General features: G+C 70.3%; 17 protein-coding genes and 5 pseudogenes. 11 read left to right on the forward strand and 11 right to left on the reverse strand.

All coding sequences use genetic code 11. The annotated features are described in order from the left end of the window. Positions 1-129: 129 nt before the first annotated feature. Both ACFVWD_RS44915 and ACFVWD_RS44920 read right to left on the reverse strand, forming a co-directional pair. The gene (locus tag ACFVWD_RS44915) at positions 130-627 is read right to left on the reverse strand and encodes an HPP family protein (protein ID WP_389603914.1); all 498 of its coding nucleotides are present in this window, start codon (positions 625-627) and stop codon (positions 130-132) included. A 16-nt stretch (positions 628-643) separates the two neighbouring features. Next, a complete protein-coding gene (locus ACFVWD_RS44920; RefSeq protein WP_389603969.1) occupies positions 644-931 on the reverse strand; it encodes an SHOCT domain-containing protein in 288 nt (95 codons plus the stop codon). Between the two features lie 339 nt (positions 932-1,270). On the opposite strand from ACFVWD_RS44920, the pseudogene ACFVWD_RS44925 reads away from it, so the two are divergent. Further along, a pseudogene (locus ACFVWD_RS44925) lies at positions 1,271-1,485 on the forward strand (acetate--CoA ligase family protein); the annotation flags it as partial. 637 nt (positions 1,486-2,122) lie between these two features. On the opposite strand, the gene ACFVWD_RS44930 reads toward ACFVWD_RS44925, so the two are convergent. After that, the gene (locus tag ACFVWD_RS44930; RefSeq protein ID WP_389603916.1) at positions 2,123-2,305 is read right to left on the reverse strand and encodes a hypothetical protein; all 183 of its coding nucleotides are present in this window, start codon (positions 2,303-2,305) and stop codon (positions 2,123-2,125) included. Positions 2,306-2,705: 400 nt separating this feature from the next. Between ACFVWD_RS44930 and ACFVWD_RS44935 the strand changes: the two genes are divergently transcribed. Both ACFVWD_RS44935 and ACFVWD_RS44940 read left to right on the forward strand, forming a co-directional pair. Next, positions 2,706-3,164 carry a Crp/Fnr family transcriptional regulator gene (locus ACFVWD_RS44935; protein WP_054232075.1) on the forward strand — a complete coding sequence of 153 codons (459 nt, stop codon included), beginning with the start codon at positions 2,706-2,708 and terminating at the stop codon, positions 3,162-3,164. 26 nt (positions 3,165-3,190) lie between these two features. Then, positions 3,191-3,841 (forward strand): CBS domain-containing protein, encoded by a 651-nt coding sequence (locus ACFVWD_RS44940; RefSeq protein WP_389603918.1) that lies wholly within the window; start codon positions 3,191-3,193, stop codon positions 3,839-3,841. A gap of 93 nt (positions 3,842-3,934) precedes the next feature. On the opposite strand, the gene ACFVWD_RS44945 is transcribed toward ACFVWD_RS44940, so the two are convergent. The 3 genes and pseudogenes from ACFVWD_RS44945 to ACFVWD_RS44955 form a co-directional block, all read right to left on the reverse strand. Then, a complete protein-coding gene (locus tag ACFVWD_RS44945; protein ID WP_389603920.1) occupies positions 3,935-4,537 on the reverse strand; it encodes a hypothetical protein in 603 nt (200 codons plus the stop codon). Between the two features lie 36 nt (positions 4,538-4,573). After that, positions 4,574-5,278: a CBS domain-containing protein gene (locus tag ACFVWD_RS44950; protein WP_389603922.1), complete on the reverse strand. Its 705-nt coding sequence runs from the start codon at positions 5,276-5,278 to the stop codon at positions 4,574-4,576. Between the two features lie 182 nt (positions 5,279-5,460). After that, positions 5,461-6,018: pseudogene (locus ACFVWD_RS44955) on the reverse strand (sensor histidine kinase); the annotation flags it as partial. A gap of 146 nt (positions 6,019-6,164) precedes the next feature. Between ACFVWD_RS44955 and ACFVWD_RS44960 the strand changes: the two are divergent. Then, positions 6,165-6,239: pseudogene (locus ACFVWD_RS44960) on the forward strand (hypothetical protein); the annotation flags it as partial. Between the two features lie 74 nt (positions 6,240-6,313). After that, positions 6,314-6,493, forward strand: a pseudogene (locus ACFVWD_RS44965) (transposase); the annotation flags it as partial. A 98-nt stretch (positions 6,494-6,591) separates the two neighbouring features. On the opposite strand, the gene ACFVWD_RS44970 reads toward ACFVWD_RS44965, so the two are convergent. Both ACFVWD_RS44970 and ACFVWD_RS44975 read right to left on the reverse strand, forming a co-directional pair. Next, positions 6,592-6,972, reverse strand: a complete 381-nt coding sequence (locus ACFVWD_RS44970) for a hypothetical protein (protein ID WP_389603924.1) — start codon at positions 6,970-6,972, stop codon at positions 6,592-6,594. Between the two features lie 405 nt (positions 6,973-7,377). Next, positions 7,378-8,334, reverse strand: a complete 957-nt coding sequence (locus ACFVWD_RS44975) for a pyridoxamine 5'-phosphate oxidase family protein (protein WP_389603926.1) — start codon at positions 8,332-8,334, stop codon at positions 7,378-7,380. A 528-nt stretch (positions 8,335-8,862) separates the two neighbouring features. On the opposite strand from ACFVWD_RS44975, the gene ACFVWD_RS44980 reads away from it, so the two are divergent. Further along, positions 8,863-9,027, forward strand: a complete 165-nt coding sequence (locus ACFVWD_RS44980; RefSeq protein ID WP_389603975.1) for a hypothetical protein — start codon at positions 8,863-8,865, stop codon at positions 9,025-9,027. Positions 9,028-9,186: 159 nt separating this feature from the next. On the opposite strand, the gene ACFVWD_RS44985 is transcribed toward ACFVWD_RS44980, so the two are convergent. Together ACFVWD_RS44985 and ACFVWD_RS44990 are read right to left on the reverse strand one after the other, a co-directional pair. Continuing rightward, a complete protein-coding gene (locus ACFVWD_RS44985) occupies positions 9,187-9,480 on the reverse strand; it encodes a dsRBD fold-containing protein (protein WP_388559912.1) in 294 nt (97 codons plus the stop codon). Between the two features lie 71 nt (positions 9,481-9,551). Continuing rightward, a pseudogene (locus ACFVWD_RS44990) lies at positions 9,552-9,992 on the reverse strand (nicotinate phosphoribosyltransferase); the annotation flags it as partial. Positions 9,993-10,375: 383 nt separating this feature from the next. Between ACFVWD_RS44990 and ACFVWD_RS44995 the strand changes: the two are divergent. Beyond that, complete coding sequence (locus tag ACFVWD_RS44995; RefSeq protein WP_382189627.1) at positions 10,376-11,251, forward strand: universal stress protein; 876 nt, start codon at positions 10,376-10,378, stop codon at positions 11,249-11,251. Beyond that, complete coding sequence (locus ACFVWD_RS45000; protein ID WP_389603928.1) at positions 11,244-12,749, forward strand: AAA family ATPase; 1,506 nt, start codon at positions 11,244-11,246, stop codon at positions 12,747-12,749. Before ACFVWD_RS44995 ends, ACFVWD_RS45000 begins: the two co-directional genes overlap by 8 nt. A gap of 126 nt (positions 12,750-12,875) precedes the next feature. Here the strand turns inward: ACFVWD_RS45000 and ACFVWD_RS45005 are convergent, their stop codons facing one another. Further along, the gene (locus tag ACFVWD_RS45005; protein WP_389603929.1) at positions 12,876-13,460 is read right to left on the reverse strand and encodes a hypothetical protein; all 585 of its coding nucleotides are present in this window, start codon (positions 13,458-13,460) and stop codon (positions 12,876-12,878) included. Between the two features lie 309 nt (positions 13,461-13,769). On the opposite strand from ACFVWD_RS45005, the gene ACFVWD_RS45010 reads away from it, so the two are divergent. The 3 genes from ACFVWD_RS45010 (at position 13,770) to ACFVWD_RS45020 (ending at position 16,202) form a co-directional block, all read left to right on the forward strand. Then, positions 13,770-14,840 (forward strand): zinc-dependent alcohol dehydrogenase family protein, encoded by a 1,071-nt coding sequence (locus ACFVWD_RS45010; RefSeq protein WP_389603931.1) that lies wholly within the window; start codon positions 13,770-13,772, stop codon positions 14,838-14,840. 53 nt (positions 14,841-14,893) lie between these two features. Beyond that, a complete protein-coding gene (locus ACFVWD_RS45015) occupies positions 14,894-15,580 on the forward strand; it encodes a helix-turn-helix domain-containing protein (RefSeq protein ID WP_389603932.1) in 687 nt (228 codons plus the stop codon). Positions 15,581-15,761: 181 nt separating this feature from the next. Continuing rightward, positions 15,762-16,202, forward strand: coding sequence for a pyridoxamine 5'-phosphate oxidase family protein (locus tag ACFVWD_RS45020; protein WP_389603934.1), 441 nt, complete (start codon positions 15,762-15,764; stop codon positions 16,200-16,202). The last annotated feature ends 131 nt before the right edge of the window (positions 16,203-16,333 follow it).

Below are 16,333 nucleotides of genomic sequence, written 5' to 3' on the forward strand. Positions count from 1 at the left end.
TCGATCAGCGAACAGACCGATCATGGCAGCCCGGCACACTCATCATCACCGGTTTACGGATTTCCCAACGGAGTCGTGAACACCCGGGGTTCCGCACTAGATCATGCTGAATGGAATCGGCGAGCACCTTCAAGGAATGGGAATACCGTGTTCCCGCTCCCTTCGACGAGGTGGCAGCCCGGGCAGCGTAGCCCGTGCGTGCGGTGCCTCCTGCGCTGGCCCAGTGTGCTCGTGCAGACCAGCAGCGGCGGCCACGTAGTCCTGCGCCGTGAGCAGGCCGGTCAGTCGACCGTGCGGGTCGGTGACCGGCAGCGCGTCCATGTCTTCCTCCGTCATCACGGCTGCAGCGCGGAGCGTCGACGTCTCCGGATGGACCGTGACCGTGCGGCGCCCGTGCACGAGGTCGCGCACCGTCCGGCAGGACAACGTCACCGCGGGGTCCGCGCAGGCGACGGCGAGCTCGGCGCGGTCCAGCACACCGGCGCAGCAGCCGTCCTGGCGAACCACCGGCAGATGACGCTGCCCGGACCGCTCTACTACCTCCCAGGCCATCAGCGGCGTCTCGTCCTCGCTGATTGAGTACGGCGCCTCGTTCATCAGGGCACCCACAGACAGCCTCTCGTCCACGACTGCCTCCTTCCGGTCAGCGTTGGCTGGGCCGGGGCCCGCATCCAGTGGTTTCCCGCAGGACGGTCAGACGGCGGTGGTATTCGTCCTCGTCGATCTCTCCCCGGGCGAAGCGTTCTGCCAGGAACTGCTCGGGGGACGGCCCAGGCGGCCGGGCATCGGAACGGTCACTACTCCCTCCCGGCCTCGCCAGGGCGCGGTACAGGAGGACGCCGAAGGTGATAATCAGGGCCCAGAAGAGGATCGTGCCGACGGACATGGCGAACCAGCCCCATCCGCCGACATCGTGGTCGTACCAGAACATCACGGTGACTCATCTCCCTCCAGGACACCGAGAGCCAGGGGCCGGTGCCTGCAACTTTCGAAGTGTCCGGTTCTCACGCTCGCCCGGACCGTGCAGCACGTCATGAGCCGGTGAGGCCAATGCAAGGGGCCGATGGGCCCTCATCGCCGAGAGGGGGATGAACAGGATCTGCTGCCCTGGGAGCACGTGAGCCGCAAGTGGCAGCTCGGCCGGGCGGGCAAGGGTGCTCGTTACCGAGGACGATCACGGAGTCCTTCGCGTGGGGCTGGGACAGGCGGGATATGACGAGCCGGGCGTCGAGCCGGGCCCGGGCGGCCCGCCCGGCCCCTCGCTCGCACCGCACACCGTCCTCCGCCTGCACTTCACACAGGAGGAGAGCTACTTCTCGCTGGCCGAGTGCACCGACTGTCGCGGATGGCCTCGGACCTGCCTCAGCTGACCGATGCCGACCTCAACCCAGTGCTCGCCGGGCCGCACGGGGTCACGACGCTCGACGCCCGCGTCCGGCTCGCCCGCGCCACGCCCACGACCCGTATCTGCGCCGGCTGCGCTGACCCGGTCCCCACAGTTCGAAGGAGACCGGCCGTGCAACCCACGAAGGTCGGCGCCGTCATGCCCGACGATGTCGTCGCAGCCCAGTACGGCACGCCGTTCGAGGACGTCGTACGCCTCCTGCGCGAGCACCACATCAGCGGGAGCCGGTCGTCTCATGGTGTAGGCATCGGGCTTGGCGAGCCCGTACCACAGCAGGCCCTGAAGATACGGATACCGCGTCACTCGCAAGCCAGGAGGCGACGATCATGGACAGGCGCCCCCGCACTCCTCGCGGGCCCGGTCCTCAGGACCTGCGGACGCCGTCGGGGCGGCCTCTGCCCGCTGAGGGTTCCGCGTATGGTCACTCTCGACCAAGAACTCGCTGCCCGTGACCGTGCCGACACCGCCGAGGAACCTGAGCAGCGCGGGCCGGGACCCGCCGAGTGGCTGTGCTGCGGAGCGGGGAATCGCCGTGGTCGTGGTGTCGACTCCTTGTGTGTGCAGCAGGATTGGGGCCGAACGGCACTGTTGCACCGGCGGTAGAACGTGATGTGCTGGTGGTGGCGGGAAGGACCCGTTGGAGACGCGGAGAAGCGGCCCGCAGCCGCGCACCGCGCAATCCGGATCCGCGAGAAGCGGATGGCCCTTCCCGTCTCGTCATGCCGTGGCCGCGTCGGTCGCTCCGCGTGCCGCGGCGACCCGGTGCCGGACGATCCCGTCCTCGCGCCGTGTGACGAGGACATCCCCCGCGGCGGCGACAGACGGCGACAGCCCTGGTCCGGGTAAGGTGCCGGCGACCTCGACGGCGTAACGCTCCGAGCCGGTTGGCGGGCGTCCCATTCCAGACGGTGGATGCGGCCGGGGTGACTCGGGTGGGGCACCGCCTCCAGAACCACCGTCGGCTCGGTGCGGTTCCAGGATCAGCCGCCCGGATCGCGATCGCACTCCGCAAGGACGGTGCGGGGTGGGAAAGGCCTCTTCAGCGCCCGCCCGCGCAGGCAGGAGAGTGGCGGGAAAGTACCGCCCGTCCGACACTTGCATCGTGCTGGAACGGGTCGCCGACCGCGATGCTCGTGGAGACGCTCATGGTGACTTCCCTCCAGGCGGGTGCCTCCAGCGTGTGGGGCGGCGATGCCGGCTCGCAGGGGCCGAAGGGCCCTGATCGGATCCGAGCGGCCTGTGGTGGCGGGGCCTGTCCGCGTTCACGCTGGAAGCAGAGACCATGAAGGGAACCGGTGTGATGACTTCCGCCACCACCATGACCACGGCCTTGCGTACCGAGCACCGCGACCGCCTGATGCGCCTTGCCCGCGAGGTCTCCTTCGATGCGGGCAGTCGCCTGTTCGAGGAGGGTCGGCGCGCCGATCGCTTCTGGATCGTGCGGACCGGCACCGTCGCCCTCGACCTGTACGTGCCCGGCCGCCGTCCCGCTGTCATCGAGTCGCTCGGTCACGGCGAACTGGTCGGCTGGTCCTGGCATTTCCCGCCATACCTCTGGCAGTTGGGCGCCGAGGCAATGAGCCCGGTGCGGGCCTGGGAGTTCGACGCCGAGGCGGTCCGCGCGATGTGCGCCGAGGACGCCGAGTTCGGCCGGGCGATCGCGGTCTGGGTCGGCCGTGTGGTCGCCCAGCGGCTGCACGCCTCCCGGGTTCGGTTGCTCGACCTCTACGCCCCCTACGGCAGCCGTGGCCTGACGTGACCGCCCGGCCTCAGAAGGAGGACAGCATGGACAGCAGCCCGCACCGGGTGAGTGACGTGATGACACGTGCCGTCGTGGCGGTGGGCCGCAAGGCTCCGTTCAAGGACGTCGTCGAGCGCATGGAGCAGTGGCAGGTCAGCGCCCTTCCCGTGCTGGAGGGCGACGGCCGGGTGATCGGAGTGGTTTCCGAGGCCGACCTGCTGCCCAAGGAGGAGTTCCGGGACAGCGACCCGGACCGGTTCACCCAGCTGCAACGGCTGTCCGACCTGGCCAAGGCCGGGGCGGTGAGCGCGGATGAGCTGATGAGCACCCCGGCCGTCACCGTCCACGCCGACGCCACGCTCGCCGAGGCCGCACGCATCATGGCCATGCGACATGTGAAACGTCTGCCCGTCGTGAACGCCGAGGGCGTTCTGGAAGGCGTCGTCAGTCGCGGCGACCTGCTCAAGGTGTTTCTGCGCCCGGACAACCATCTCGCCGACGAGATCCGGCGCGACATCGTGGACGTCCTCTTCCCCGCCCCGGTCGAGCCCGTGCACATCATGGTCACCGAAGGCGTCGCGACCCTGACCGGACGAGTTACGGACGCCGCCCGCATTCCGCTTGCCGTCCGTCTCGTGCGGGGCGTCGAGGGAGTGGTGGGCGTGGACTGCCGGCTCACTGCCGCCGACGGGTAGCACCCTCGCGACGAGAACAGCTGCCCTGGCAATCGAGTGCCCTGGCAATCGAGGTTGTTGGCGGCCGGCCTGTTGTGCGTACGGGCTCGGCGTTCAGCCTTTGCCCCCGCTCAGGTTCCCCCACCGAGGTCCGACCTGCTTCCATTCCTGATCCCATGCGGCCATGCGCCGCCGGACGAGCCGGCTGCGAACCACCCATCCAGCGGTCCAGACCGCGGCGCCCGCCGAGGGTGCCATGAGGGCTCCGGTCAGGGCCGCCTGCAGGGTGGCCGCCGCACCCGTGACGGGTGCGGACACCACGCGACCCGTATGGTCCGTCCATACCGTGATCCGAGTGCCGGCCGGAGCACCGGGGAGCGCCTTCGCCCGGTCGGTGTGCACGGCTCCGTCCGCTGTCGTCCAGCGCACGACCGCCCATACCCGGCCGTCGTCGTATCCGCTCCCGCCGAGCGCCGTCCTCGCCGCGTCGTCGGTGAGGACGGCGGACACGGCGTGGACCTGAGCCTGCCGCGCGGCGAACGCCGAGTCCGTCGCCTGGGCCGCGGCCGCGCCCGCCAGGGTCCCGCCGGAAAGGGCACAGATCCAGGTGGCGAGAACGATCCACGCTTCGACGACATCGCTGTGCCGTCGGAGCGGGTTGCGCCGCCAGCGCCACAGCCGTACGGGTTTCACCGTCATGGGAGGTGTCTGCGTCATGGTCGCCGCCTCCTCTCGGCCGGACGCCGGACGCCGTCAGGTCGAGGCCGACGTCCGGCGCGTGTCCGGCAGGTCAGGGTCGAGGTCCGGATGGCGCGCCGGACCGGTCAGCGCGCACTGCACGTCCACCACGCCCTCCACGGCCCGCATCAGCAGGGCGGCGAGCGGGACGAGCGCGGTGTCGTGCACCAGGCCCGAGAGCGTCACGACACCGTCGCGCACCTCGACCCGGAGCGCTTCGGCGTGCGTACCGAAGAGCGGTTCGACGACCTCGCGCCGGACCTCCTCGGCGATGTCCTCGTCATCCCGCAGGAACACCTTCAGCAGGTCGGAGCGGCTGACGATCCCCTTGAGTGCGCCATCGTGCCCGACGACCGGCAGCCGCTTGACCCTGTGGCGTGCCATGACGCGCGCGGCGCGGGCGAGGGTGGCATCGGGTGTCACGGTGACGGCCGGGGCGGTCATCAGCTCGCCGGCTGTCACCGCGCCAGCCTTGTACAAGTCGGCGGGGTGCTGTAGCTGGCCATACCGGTCGAGATCGCTTTGCCGGTACTCCTCCTTGGGCAGCATGTCGGCCTCGGAGACGACACCGACGACGCGTCCGGCGTCATCCAGCACGGGAAGGGCACTGACCCGCCACTCCCGTATGGTCTTCACGATGTCCTTGAAGGTCGCTCCCGTGCGCAGGGCAACGACCCGGCGGGTCATCACGTCGCCCACCATAGTCGTAGCGCCGTCCATGGCGTCCTCCCTTGGTTTCGGATGCCGTCCTACGACACCTTCAGCCTGAAGCAAGGGACACGTTCACGGCATGGGCCGAGTGGCCCGTCTTCCCGGTCCCCGTCACGGGACCGACCGGGGTTGCGGCGCGGTCGGTGACGCTGTCGTGCGAGGGGTGTACGCGCAGTTCCGGAAGGCAATTCCTACTCGACGGGCAGCGGAACCCACCAGGCCAGCAGCGTGCCGCCCCTGTCGGGGCTGCTCACCTCGAACCGGCCACCCAGCTGCTCCGCTCGCTCGGCCATGTTGCGCAGTCCACTGCGGCGTCCGCCGGGCGTGATTCCCACACCGTCGTCCGAGACTGTCAAAGACGCCTCGTGGCCGTCAGTCGTCAGGACCACTTGGGCCCGGCCGGCGTGGGCGTGCCGTGCGATGTTGGTGAGGGCCTCGGAGAGTACGGCCATCACGTGGTCGGCGATCTCACGTGGCACATCGGTGTCGACGAGGCCTTCCATGCGCACGCTGGGAGTGAAACCCAGTATCGGGCTCGCCTCGCCCACCGCGCGGACGACGCGGGCCCGCAGCCCGCTGTGGGCCGTGCCCTCACGCGCCCGCAAGCCGAAGATCGTCGATCTGATGATCTTGATTGTCTCGTCCAGGTCGTCGACGGCTCGCAGCACCCGTCCGGCCGCCTCGGGGTGCTCGATGAATCGGCCCGCGCTCTGCAGCGTCATCCCGATACCGGTTGCGAACAATCGCTGGGTGACTCCTCCCCGTCCTGCTTCCGTTCTAGGGGTCGTTGCAACACCCCAGCTCAAGGGGTGCGTTGACGTTCGAGATCCGGAAGGATCGGAAGCCACAGGGACGCCGGATCCTGGTGCGTGAGTGGGAGGAATACTTCCGACTCATGGACCAGGGGGTGAGTAGTGGGGAAGCATGCCGGATTGTCGGCATCGACCGGCGGACCGGTATGAGGTGGCGTAACGGCTGGCGGCCGTCGGGCCGGCACAAGGGAAGCCCGCCCGTGACGCGTCCGGGGACGCCTGAGGGCCCACACTCGTCAACAGCCTCAAAGGGGTCAGCTCCCGTTACCTGCGCGCGGAGTACACCGGCCGGATCAACCGGATCGGGACAGGCTCGGTGTTCTGGTCCCCGTCCTACTTCGCGGGGTCCTGCGGCGGCGCACCGCTGAGCATCGTCAAGGACTATATCGACAACCAGACGCGGCCAGCCTGACCGTCACCCCGGAGACGCAGTGATCTCCGGCGCTTCGCGCCTCCGGGCCGAGGATCGCATTCCCGCCCGGCCTGAAGGCCGGGATTCCCTGCGAAGATTCAGAGGATGGCCTGCCCGGCACGCAGCCAGTCCTCCGGGCGGTCGCGAGAGGTGCTGAGGAGGGCGAGTTGGGGGGAGCGTTCGAATGCGGTCGCGGTGCGGCCCGCCACTGACCTGGCGCCCGCGAAATCGCGCACCGGAGCCTTGCCGCCGCGCTTGCGCGGCCCGAAGGCGTACTCCGGGACCCCGTCAGCGGCCGACATCACCGATGGGGTGCCCATACGGGTCCAGGTGGCCAGGTCCTCGTCGCTGCCGCGATCGGTCCGATTGCGTGCCTCGGCCTCCTCGACGAGTTCCAGCACCTCCTCCAGATGCCGTGCGGTGGCGAAGGACAGTGACGCCCCCTCCAGATGGGCGGCGTCGCTGAGTGCCGTCCGCACGGCCTCGGGTATCTCCGTCTCCTCGAACGGGAACGACTGCTGTGCCGCTGGTGGATCGCCGGATACAGCGCGGCGAGGTCGCTCTCGCCGCTTCCGAACCCGGTCAGTTGTACGGTCGCGAGCAGGGCGGGGTCGGCGAGGCCGGGCAGCAGCCGGGTCGCCGGGTACCAGCCCCCGTCCGTGGGCAACCGAGACCCGCAGGTTGAGCAGCGCGGCGCCGCAGCCGAGGTGGAGGGCGCGGGTGTCCGGGTCGGTGTGGGGCATGGCTCGGGCGAGATCGGCGCGCACATGGGACGTGCGGCTGCCCTGGAAGTAGCTGAATCGCCACGGCTGTGCGTTGTGCATCGACGGCGCGGCCGTGGCGTCGCGGGGCGAAACGCCCGCAGGCAGAAGCGCAAAGCGCAGTCAGTGTCCGCTCCGGTCGGACGGACTGATGCGACGCCCCGTGAGCTGTGTGGGCCTGATCGACACCCACAGCTCGCGTTCGCCCCCCGCCCATGGCTTGCTGTGGGCGTGATCGGCCAGCCGTCGCACCGCCTCGGGCTCGGTGACCGCCCGGGCGGGACCGACGGCCAGCACACTCCAGCCCTGGCTCATGGCCTCGTCCACATGGTCGACCTCGAAGGCGACGTCCGTTCCCACGGCTGCCGCCGGGGCCGAGTTCGGCGCGGTCCGGAAGACGATCGCGTCGTCGACGACCTCGTAGTTCACCGGAACGACCGCCGGGCCGCCGGGGGTCGACACCGCGACACGCCCCAGGCCGTGTGTCGAGAGCCGGGCGCGACACTCGTCCGGGCTGAGGTCCCGCAGCTGGGGATCGAGGAGTGCCTGGCCCCGGCCGGGCGGGAGATCGATTCCGCTCCCGCGCAGCGCCGCGACGGACGTGCCCAGCGCAGCGGCCAGCCTGATGAGACTCGCCAGGCTCGGGTCGGCAGACCGCTCTTCGAGGTAGGCCAGGTACTGCGGCGCCATTTTGGCGCGCCGGGCTGTCTCCGCCCGGGTCAGTCCCTGTCGCCGACGTTCGGCGGCCACGCGGTGGCCGATGTCGCCGGCGTGGGACGCCCCTTCCGGCGGTGGCGTGTCGAACCCGGCACCCGTCCGCTGACGTGCCTCGTCCGAGCTCGGCCGGGAACCCACGTCAGGGGAAACCGGGTCAGGGCTCCCCCCTGTCCCGTGTTCGAGGTGACGGATGCGCGCGTCGGGCCCGGGGAACACGAGCGTCACCTCGTCCGTGTCCGACCAGTGCACGTCGTAGGGAGGGGTTCCGTCCTCGTGATGGAGCCCCACGATTTCGCCGTCGCGCCTGGTGGCGCCGTTGGCCGGGCTTTCGACAACGAGTTGATCGCCGACGTGAGCTCGCATGGTCGCCGCCCCTTCCTCAGAATGGTGCTGTACCCAACGTGCCACGCGCACATCTTCGCCGCATGGCCCGGACAGCCCGACCAGGGGTGCCGAACGGACCGTTCTCCGGCCGACCGGCCCCTCAACAGGCGTCGCGGGCGCCGCATCCGGTGGCATCCGGTTCCTGACACTGTTGACGCGTGACCGAGTGTGACCGTCATGACCCGGAGACCTGACCGCCATGGCTCGGACGGGAGAGGCGGCACGCACCACCGTACGGTCGAAGAGGTCATGACCCGAGAGGTCTTCCAGCGCCTCGCGACATGCCGTTTCAAGGAGATCGTCTGGAGGCGTGGGAGCGGGCCAAGGTCGAACGGGCCAGGGCCGAGGAGCTGATGTCGGCTCCCGCGGGTGTGCGACCGTCCGGGAGCGGACGGTGGTCGAGGCGGCCCGTCTCATGGCCGTCCAGGGCGTCAAGCGCCTGCCCGTGGTGGATGAGACGGAACGGCTGCGGGGCATCGTCAGCCGCGGCGACGGCTACGGATATTCTTGCGGCGCGACGACGCCATCCGTGACGAGAAAACCGGGGACGTGCTGCGGCGGGCGCCCGGCCCTGCCTCCTCGGAGGTGACGGTCGAGGTGTGTGAGGGGCAGCTGCCCCTGGGCGGATCCGTCGAGGTCCAAGGCCTGATCCCGGTCATCGAGCGGCGGTGACGGAGCGTTGGCGGCGTCGTCTCGGTCTCTGAGCACATCGCCTGCCGGAACGACGACTCACGCTCCCCGGGCGCATGAGATCGGGGTGGATGCCGTCGTTGCCGGGCACCGGGCGTGTACGTGGCCCGGGTCGATGCGAGCCCGCTGCGCCGACGTCCGTCACACGGGCCATCCAGCTGCCGGTCGAGGACTTCGCCCGGTGGCGGGCGCGCCCAGGTCCTTGATGTCGCGCTCGGCGGTGCTGACCAGTTGCTGGCCGAGGTCGTGCATGGCCCTGCCCGCCGCGAGTTCGTCACCGATCTCGGGCACCTCGGCGTCCGCGGGGTTGCAGCGCGCCGCCCCGTGGCCGGTGAGGGTCGTGGTTCCGGTGTTGACAACGACACGTGCCTTGGTCGTTCCCTCGTCGTCCTCGGAGAGGTAGAGGCGAACCTTCCATTCCACCGTATGCAGCATCATTTTCTCCTCACCTTCGTACGGACCGGTCCGGTCCGGTCCGGATGGAGCTCGCCCGGAATGTCGGCGGTCACCGGTCGTCCTGGGCAGGGTCTCTTCCTCGATGCGGTGTCGGACGCGGTCGCTGAGGTCACCTGGTTGAGCACGTATGTTTCGACCAGCTGGGCCTGCGGGAGCGGAGCGGTCACCTCCAGCAGGGGTTCTCCCGCGAGGACGATCCGTCCTTCCGGCACCACTCGGACCTGTCCGGTGAACTCAAGGCCGAGCAGCGTGTCCACGTCGGCGGGCGGGCGGTGCCGCACGGTGGCGAAGGCGTCGGCGTCCTCGGCGCCGATCCGGAAGCCGGACAGGAAGTCCAGCGCCGATTCCAGGCCCGCACCGACGAGGAAACCGCGGTCGGACGGCAGGTTGCGGACGAAGAGGCTGAAGGTCGCCGGTCCGGTCGTCGCCTCCCGCAGACAAGACATCGCCATCGTCACTTCGTACAGATCGGTGGTCGTCGCAACGGACATCGACGCCAACTCCTTGCCGCCGGTGGAGGCTTCGCCCAAGCACTGGCGCAGACGCGCGGACCACTCGGGTTCGCCCATGAGCGGGCCCGGCTTCACGCGGGCGGTCCCGCTCCGTTCCCCACCACGGTCGAACGGCGGCGAACCCCGGTCATAGGGCCGAAGGTCCCCGGCGGGCGGCCATACGGGCCACGCACCGGCGGGGCTCACCCCTACGACCCGTCGCACCGGAGAGTCCGCATGCGCCGCGAGCGGATTTCGGGTACTCCTCGGATGAAAGGTGTGAAAGGCAACCGCGTTCGGCGCGTCGGCGCAGACGGTCGAGCAGTGGGCAAGTGGACCCGCTCACGGTCATTCCGGTTTCTTACGAGACGAAGGTAGTCGCCATGGAGCCAGTGGTCACCGTGGGCCTCGACGGCTCACCCGAGAGCCTTGCCGCCGCCCACTGGGCAGCCGACGAGGCCGAGCGGCGCCGGCTCTCGCTGCGTCTCTTGCACGCATGGCCCCTGCTGGCGCCGGAACCGCCCCGTGCCCCCGCGGAGGTGGATCAGAACTACTGGGCGAAGCGGATCGTGCACAACGCGCGGGCGGAGCTCCAGGCGAGCCACCCGGGCCTCTCGATCGTCGGCAATCTGGTCGCCGAAGACGCCCAGGACGCCCTGCTGCAAGCGGCATCGGAGTCGGAGATGACCGTGCTCGGCTCGCGCGGGATCGGGGCCGTCGGGAGTTACTTCCTGGGTGACATCAGCATGCCCGTCGTGGCACGGGCCGATCGCCCGGTGGTCCTCGTGCGCGCGGAAACCCGCGAAGCGGGGTCACGGCCCGCTCCGGGTAAGGCGGGTGGCGTAGTCGTGGCTCTGAAACTGCACGGTCCATCCGACGACCTGCTCGAATTCGCCTTTGTCAGTGCCGCGGCGCGGGGCGTGCCGCTTCGAGCCGTCCACGGCCGGAGCCTGCCGCTTCACGCGCACGTGCCCTGGGGTACGGACCACGCCGTCACCGAAGAGATCACGCAGGACGCGCAGAAGCACCTGAGTCTGGCCCTGCGCCCCTGGCGCGAGAAGTTCCCAGGCGTGGAGGTGGAAGACCACGTCGCACTCGAAAGCCCCGCCAAGGCCGTGATGCAGGCCGCCGACGGCGCCGGGCTACTGGTCGTGGGCCGACGCAAGCACGTCCCCGGACCGGCACCACGCCTGGGCCCCGTGACGCAGGCCGCTGCCCATCACGCGCGCTGCCCGGTCGCCGTCGTCCCCCATGACTGAGCCGGGCGGCCCGCGTGCGGAGGTGCGCGAGACCCATACCGCCGTGGTGTTCTTCGTCGGCGACCGCGCCTACAAGGTCAAGAAACCGGTCGACCTCGGGTTCCTCGACCACACCACCGTGGTGGCGCGCCGGGCCACCTGCGAGCGGGAAGTCGCGCTGAACCGTCGCTTCGCCCCCGACGTCTACCTCGGCCTGGGGGAATTCCACAGCCCGGAGACGGACATGCCCGAACCCCTCGTCGTGATGCGCCGTATGCCGGGGGAGCGTCGCCTTTCCCGGCTGGTGAGAGAGGGCATGGACGTCGACGAGGCCGTGCGGGCCGTGGCCCGGTTGCTCGCCACCCGGCACGCCGGCGCCACCCGTACCCGGGACGTGGACGAGCAGGGAACCCGGGATGCCCTCGCGGCACGATGGGAAGCGAACTTCGCAGAGGTCCGGGCATTGGCGGACGACGGTCTCGTGCCCGAGGGCGTGGAGGACGTCGAGCGACTCGTGCGCCGCTATCTCGTCGGCCGAAAACGGCTGTTCGACATGCGCATCGAACAGGGGCGGGTGGTGGACGGGCACGGCGACCTGCTCGCCGACGACATCTTCTGCCTCGACGACGGCCCACGCGTCCTGGACTGTCTGGAGTTCGACGACCGGCTGCGCTACGTCGACGGCCTCGACGACGCCGCCTTCCTCGCCATGGACCTGGAACAGCTCGGTGCCCCGGAGACGGCGGCACTCTTCCTCGCCGCGTACAGCGAGTACTCCGGCGACCCGGCGCCGCCCTCCCTCCGCCACCACTACGTCGCCTATCGCGCGTTCGTCCGTGCCAAGGTCGCGCTCATCCAGGCGCGCCAAGGCGCGCCCGGCGCGGAGGGGGCCGCACGTCGACTGATCGCGACGGCCCTGCGGCACCTTCGTACGTCCGCTGTCGGCCTGACGCTCGTCGGCGGACTTCCGGGCAGCGGGAAGTCCACGCTCTCCGGCGCCCTCGCGGACCGGCTGGGCGTCACCCTGCTCAGCAGCGACCGCGTCCGCAAGGAGCTGGCGGGCATCCCGGCCGAGGAGCCCGCGTCGGCCGGGTACGGCGAGGGCCTCTACACACCGGAGTGGACCGACAAGACCTACGCGGCCCTGCTCGATCGCGCGTCCGCCCTGCTGGCCGACGGCGAGTCCGTCGTCCTGGACGCGACCTGGACCGGCGCGCGACAGCGCGAAGCCGCCCTGCGCATGGCCGAACAGGCAGGCGCCGACCTCGTGGCCCTGCACTGCCAGGTTCCGGGTGATGTCGCGGCGGCCCGCCTGACCACCCGCGCACGCGGTGCATCCGACGCCGACCTCGACGTGGCCGCCACGATGGCGACCACGGAACCGCCCTGGCCAGAAGCCGTCGTCATCGACACGAGAGGCCCCCTTGAGGCCGCGGTAGTCCGGGCGCTGGCGGCCGTACGCCCTTACGCCGCCAGCCAGGCCCCGGTCTTCCGGCGCCCCTACATGGAGCCGGACTGAAGAGGTGACCTGGAGGACCCAGCGGCTGAGGCTCAGGACGAGGTCGTACAGATCCTTCGGGTACTTGTCGGTGAACGCCATGGTCACGGCGGCGATGAGCGTCAGCGCGAGGACGTTTCTCGCGCTTCACGTGGTCTTGCGCCGCCACTGCGGTCCGACCTGGTCCCACTCACGCCCCCACTGGTCGTAGCGCCGCTGGTCGAGCCGCCACTGTGCGACGCGCCCGGCGGCGAAGGCCAGGCCGCCGAAGGCGACCGCGGCCGCGGCACCGAGACAGGCTGCCTCGGCGGAGGCCGCCGAGGCGGTCGGCGGCTGTGTGGTGAGCTGCTCCTTGCTGTTCAGCCAGACGACGACCTTCGAGCCGACCCGGTGGCCGTAGTCCACCATGGCTTGGCCGGTACGGGGCGAGCCGTCCGTCGCCGTCCAGCGGACCGTCGCTCGGACACGGTCGTAGGGGGTATCCGTCCCGATCCCCACCGCTTGGGCCTTGCTCGCGACAAGGACGGCCTGGACCGGATGCCGCTCGTGCCGAAGCCGTGCGAAGGAAGCGTCGGCGGCGTGGGCCGTCAGCAGGCCGGTCAGGGTGCCGCCGATCGCGATGACCAGCCAGATGGCCAGCACGACCCAGGCCTCGACGAGGTCGTCGTGCCGTCGCAACGGATTGCTCCGCCACCGCCAGAGCAGCTGCCTCACACGCTTGGTCCTGCGCATCCGACCGCACCTCCTCATCGTCGTTGACTGGACGGTGCCATGGGGGAACGCGCGGCGGCAGGGGCCGACCAGGCGGCATCGGGCCCCCGCTCGGTCCCGCAATGGGGACCGATCGGCCCAAGCGGACGGGCGTCGTCGCCCTCAGGCTGGACATACAAGGCCAACCCGCGCGTGAGCAGGCCGCGCAGCGGCGTCCCACCGCCCTCGGAGTCGGTGATGCCGACGAGGAGGGGTGGTCGCGCGCATCGGGGCGCTCGCACGCCGTCGTCCCCCGCCATCGGCGTCCGCCTGGCCCAGAAAGGGGTCGTCATGAAAGCACTCGTGTTCCACGGTTCCGGAAAGTCCGCGTGGGAGGACGTCGCGGACCCCGGTATCCAGGATGCCACCGACGCGATCGTCCGTGTCGACGCCGTCACGATCTGCGGAACCGACCTGCACATCCTCAAGGGCGACCTACCGGAGGTGCGCCCGGGAACGGTGCTCGGACACGAGGCCGTCGGGGAGGTCGTCGAAGTGGGAAGCGACGTCCGTACGGTCCGCCCCGGTGATCGTGTCCTGGTCTCGTGCATCACGGCGTGCGGCCGCTGCCGCTACTGCCGGGAGGGCTCGTACGGGCAGTGCAGTGCGGGCGGGGGCTGGATCCTCGGCCACTTGATCGACGGCACGCAGGCAGAGTACGTCCGCGTACCGCATGCGGATCTGTCGACGTATGCGCTGCGCGGCGCGGTGGACAGCAAGGACGCTGTGCTGCTGGCCGACATCTTCCCCACCGCCTACGAGGTGGGCGTGCTGAACGGGCGGGTACGGCCCGCGGACACCGTGGTCGTGGTCGGGGCGGGGCCGATCGGGCTCGCCGCGATCGCCTCGGCACGGTTCTACACCCCGGAGAGGATCATCGCCGTGGATCCGGCCCCGGCCCGGCTGGACGCCGCCAAACGCCTCGGCGCCGACGCCGTCGCCTCGGCCGGGGACGAGGCGGAGCAGCTGGTCGCCGACCTCACCGAGGGATTCGGCGCCGACGTGGTCATCGAGGCGGTGGGGGTGCCGGCGAGCTTCGAGGCGTGTACGCGCATGGTGCGGCCCGGCGGGCACGTGGCCAACGTCGGGGTGCACGGCAAGCCCGCGACACTCCACCTCGAAGACCTGTGGATCAAGAACGTGACGATCACCACCGGCCTGGTCGACACGTACTCCACTCCCACCCTGCTGCGCATGATGGCCGCCGGACAACTCCCCACGTCGTCCCTGGTCACCCACACCTTCCCGATGGACGCGATGGAGGAGGCGTACGAGGTCTTCGCGCGGGCTGCGGACACCGGTGCGCTCAAGGTCGTCCTGGGCGGTCCGCAGCACGACGCCCTGACGATCAGGACGCCCTGACAGTCAGGACGCCCTGACAGTCAGGACGCCTCGACAGGAGGAAGTGAACGGCCATGTGTGAACACACACCGCCGAACGCCGCGTCCGCCACGGCGGACAGCGCACAGGGCGACATCGGACGTCGCATCGCTCAGCGACGTGAGGAACTGGGACTGACCCGGGAGGAGACGGCCTTCCGGGCGGGCACGGCTCCTGGCTACGTCCAGTACCTGGAGGAACAGTCCACCGCGATGCCCGGGACGGCCGTCCTCATCCGGCTCGCGGACGCGTTGAGCACGAGCGTGACGGCCCTGCGCGGAGGCGACGCCGATCTGCCACCCGGCGTGGGCCGAGCCGCCCTCCACCCGGAGCTGGTCGAACTCAGCGCCGAGGAGTGCCGCAGCCGACTCTCCGGGCACGGTGTCGGCAGGATCGCGATGGACACCCCCGACGGGCCGATCGTCGTCCCCCTGAACTACACCGTGATCGATGATTCGGTCGTGTTCCGGACGACACCCGACGCCGTGCCTGCCACAGCCGTCGGGGCACATGTCGCCTTCGAGGTCGACCACGTCGACGAGGCGCTCAGCCAGGGCTGGAGCGTGCTCATCCGCGGCTTCGCCCGGGCCGTGACGGACCCCGACGCCGTACGTCGGCTGACGGAGCTCGCCTACAGCCGTCCATGGGCGGGCGGTGAGCGTGACGTATGGGTGCGCCTCGAGCCCACCGACGTCACCGGGCGCCGAATCGCGGTGCGGTGACGTCATGGGTCGGGGTGCGATGACCTCATGGGTCGGTTGGGGCACCGAAGGGTGGCCGCTCTCAGGCCGACCTGGACCGAACGGCCCTCGCGCCTGTCCCTCGCCCCTCACAGGATGAAACACGTACCGCTGTACCCCGTGATGGCTGAGCCCGTCCGCCCCGTGAAAGTCGAACCCGGTGATGAATCCCAACGACGGCTTCCGTGAACTCGACCGCGAGGAGTGCCTGCGTCTGCTGGAGCGGGCACCGATCGGCCGCGTAGTCCACACGCGCCACGCCCTGCCCGCCGTCCTGCCGGTCAACTTCTGCCTGGACATCGACTCCGCGGTACTGATGCGTACTTCCGCCGACTCGGAACTGGCCGCCGCGATCGACGGCGTGGTGATCGCCTTCGAAGCGGACGAGGTGGATGCGACGGCGCGCTCCGGCTGGAGTGTCGTGGTCACCGGCCGCGCGACGGTGGTGACCGATCCTGTGGAGCACGGCCGGCTGACCCGGACCGGCCCGCGCTCATGGGTGGCCTCGCCCAAGGAGGTCTTCATCCGCATCGAGCCCGAATTGGTGACCGGCCGTCAACTCGTCGCAGGGCGCACGGTCTACGGCGTCGACCTCTCCTCCTGAGCGGCTCCGCCACTCGCAACGGCCCAGTGCGCCGTCGCCCCGTCGACCGGGGAGACGGCGCACTGGGCCGTTCGGGGCGACGCGCCCGGGACCAATGGCCCCCGTGGGGGACGGGTGGCCACTGACCACGA

Source organism: Streptomyces sp. NPDC058086 (genome assembly GCF_042885015.1).
Classification (GTDB): Bacteria; Actinomycetota; Actinomycetes; order Streptomycetales; family Streptomycetaceae; genus Streptomyces.

Coding starts and splice junctions, on each gene's coding strand:
- ACFVWD_RS44940 (WP_389603918.1), top strand. CDS start 3,191: ATGGACAGCAGCCCGCACCGGGTGAGTGACGTGATGACACGTGCCGTC.
- ACFVWD_RS45000 (WP_389603928.1), top strand. CDS start 11,244: ATGACTGAGCCGGGCGGCCCGCGTGCGGAGGTGCGCGAGACCCATACC.
- ACFVWD_RS44985 (WP_388559912.1), bottom strand. CDS start 9,480: ATGCTGCATACGGTGGAATGGAAGGTTCGCCTCTACCTCTCCGAGGAC.
- ACFVWD_RS44935 (WP_054232075.1), top strand. CDS start 2,706: ATGACTTCCGCCACCACCATGACCACGGCCTTGCGTACCGAGCACCGC.
- ACFVWD_RS45005 (WP_389603929.1), bottom strand. CDS start 13,460: ATGCGCAGGACCAAGCGTGTGAGGCAGCTGCTCTGGCGGTGGCGGAGC.
- ACFVWD_RS44950 (WP_389603922.1), bottom strand. CDS start 5,278: ATGGACGGCGCTACGACTATGGTGGGCGACGTGATGACCCGCCGGGTC.
- ACFVWD_RS44995 (WP_382189627.1), top strand. CDS start 10,376: ATGGAGCCAGTGGTCACCGTGGGCCTCGACGGCTCACCCGAGAGCCTT.
- ACFVWD_RS44930 (WP_389603916.1), bottom strand. CDS start 2,305: ATGGGACGCCCGCCAACCGGCTCGGAGCGTTACGCCGTCGAGGTCGCC.
- ACFVWD_RS44920 (WP_389603969.1), bottom strand. CDS start 931: ATGTTCTGGTACGACCACGATGTCGGCGGATGGGGCTGGTTCGCCATG.
- ACFVWD_RS45015 (WP_389603932.1), top strand. CDS start 14,894: ATGTGTGAACACACACCGCCGAACGCCGCGTCCGCCACGGCGGACAGC.
- ACFVWD_RS44945 (WP_389603920.1), bottom strand. CDS start 4,537: ATGACGCAGACACCTCCCATGACGGTGAAACCCGTACGGCTGTGGCGC.
- ACFVWD_RS45010 (WP_389603931.1), top strand. CDS start 13,770: ATGAAAGCACTCGTGTTCCACGGTTCCGGAAAGTCCGCGTGGGAGGAC.
- ACFVWD_RS45020 (WP_389603934.1), top strand. CDS start 15,762: ATGAATCCCAACGACGGCTTCCGTGAACTCGACCGCGAGGAGTGCCTG.
- ACFVWD_RS44975 (WP_389603926.1), bottom strand. CDS start 8,334: ATGCGAGCTCACGTCGGCGATCAACTCGTTGTCGAAAGCCCGGCCAAC.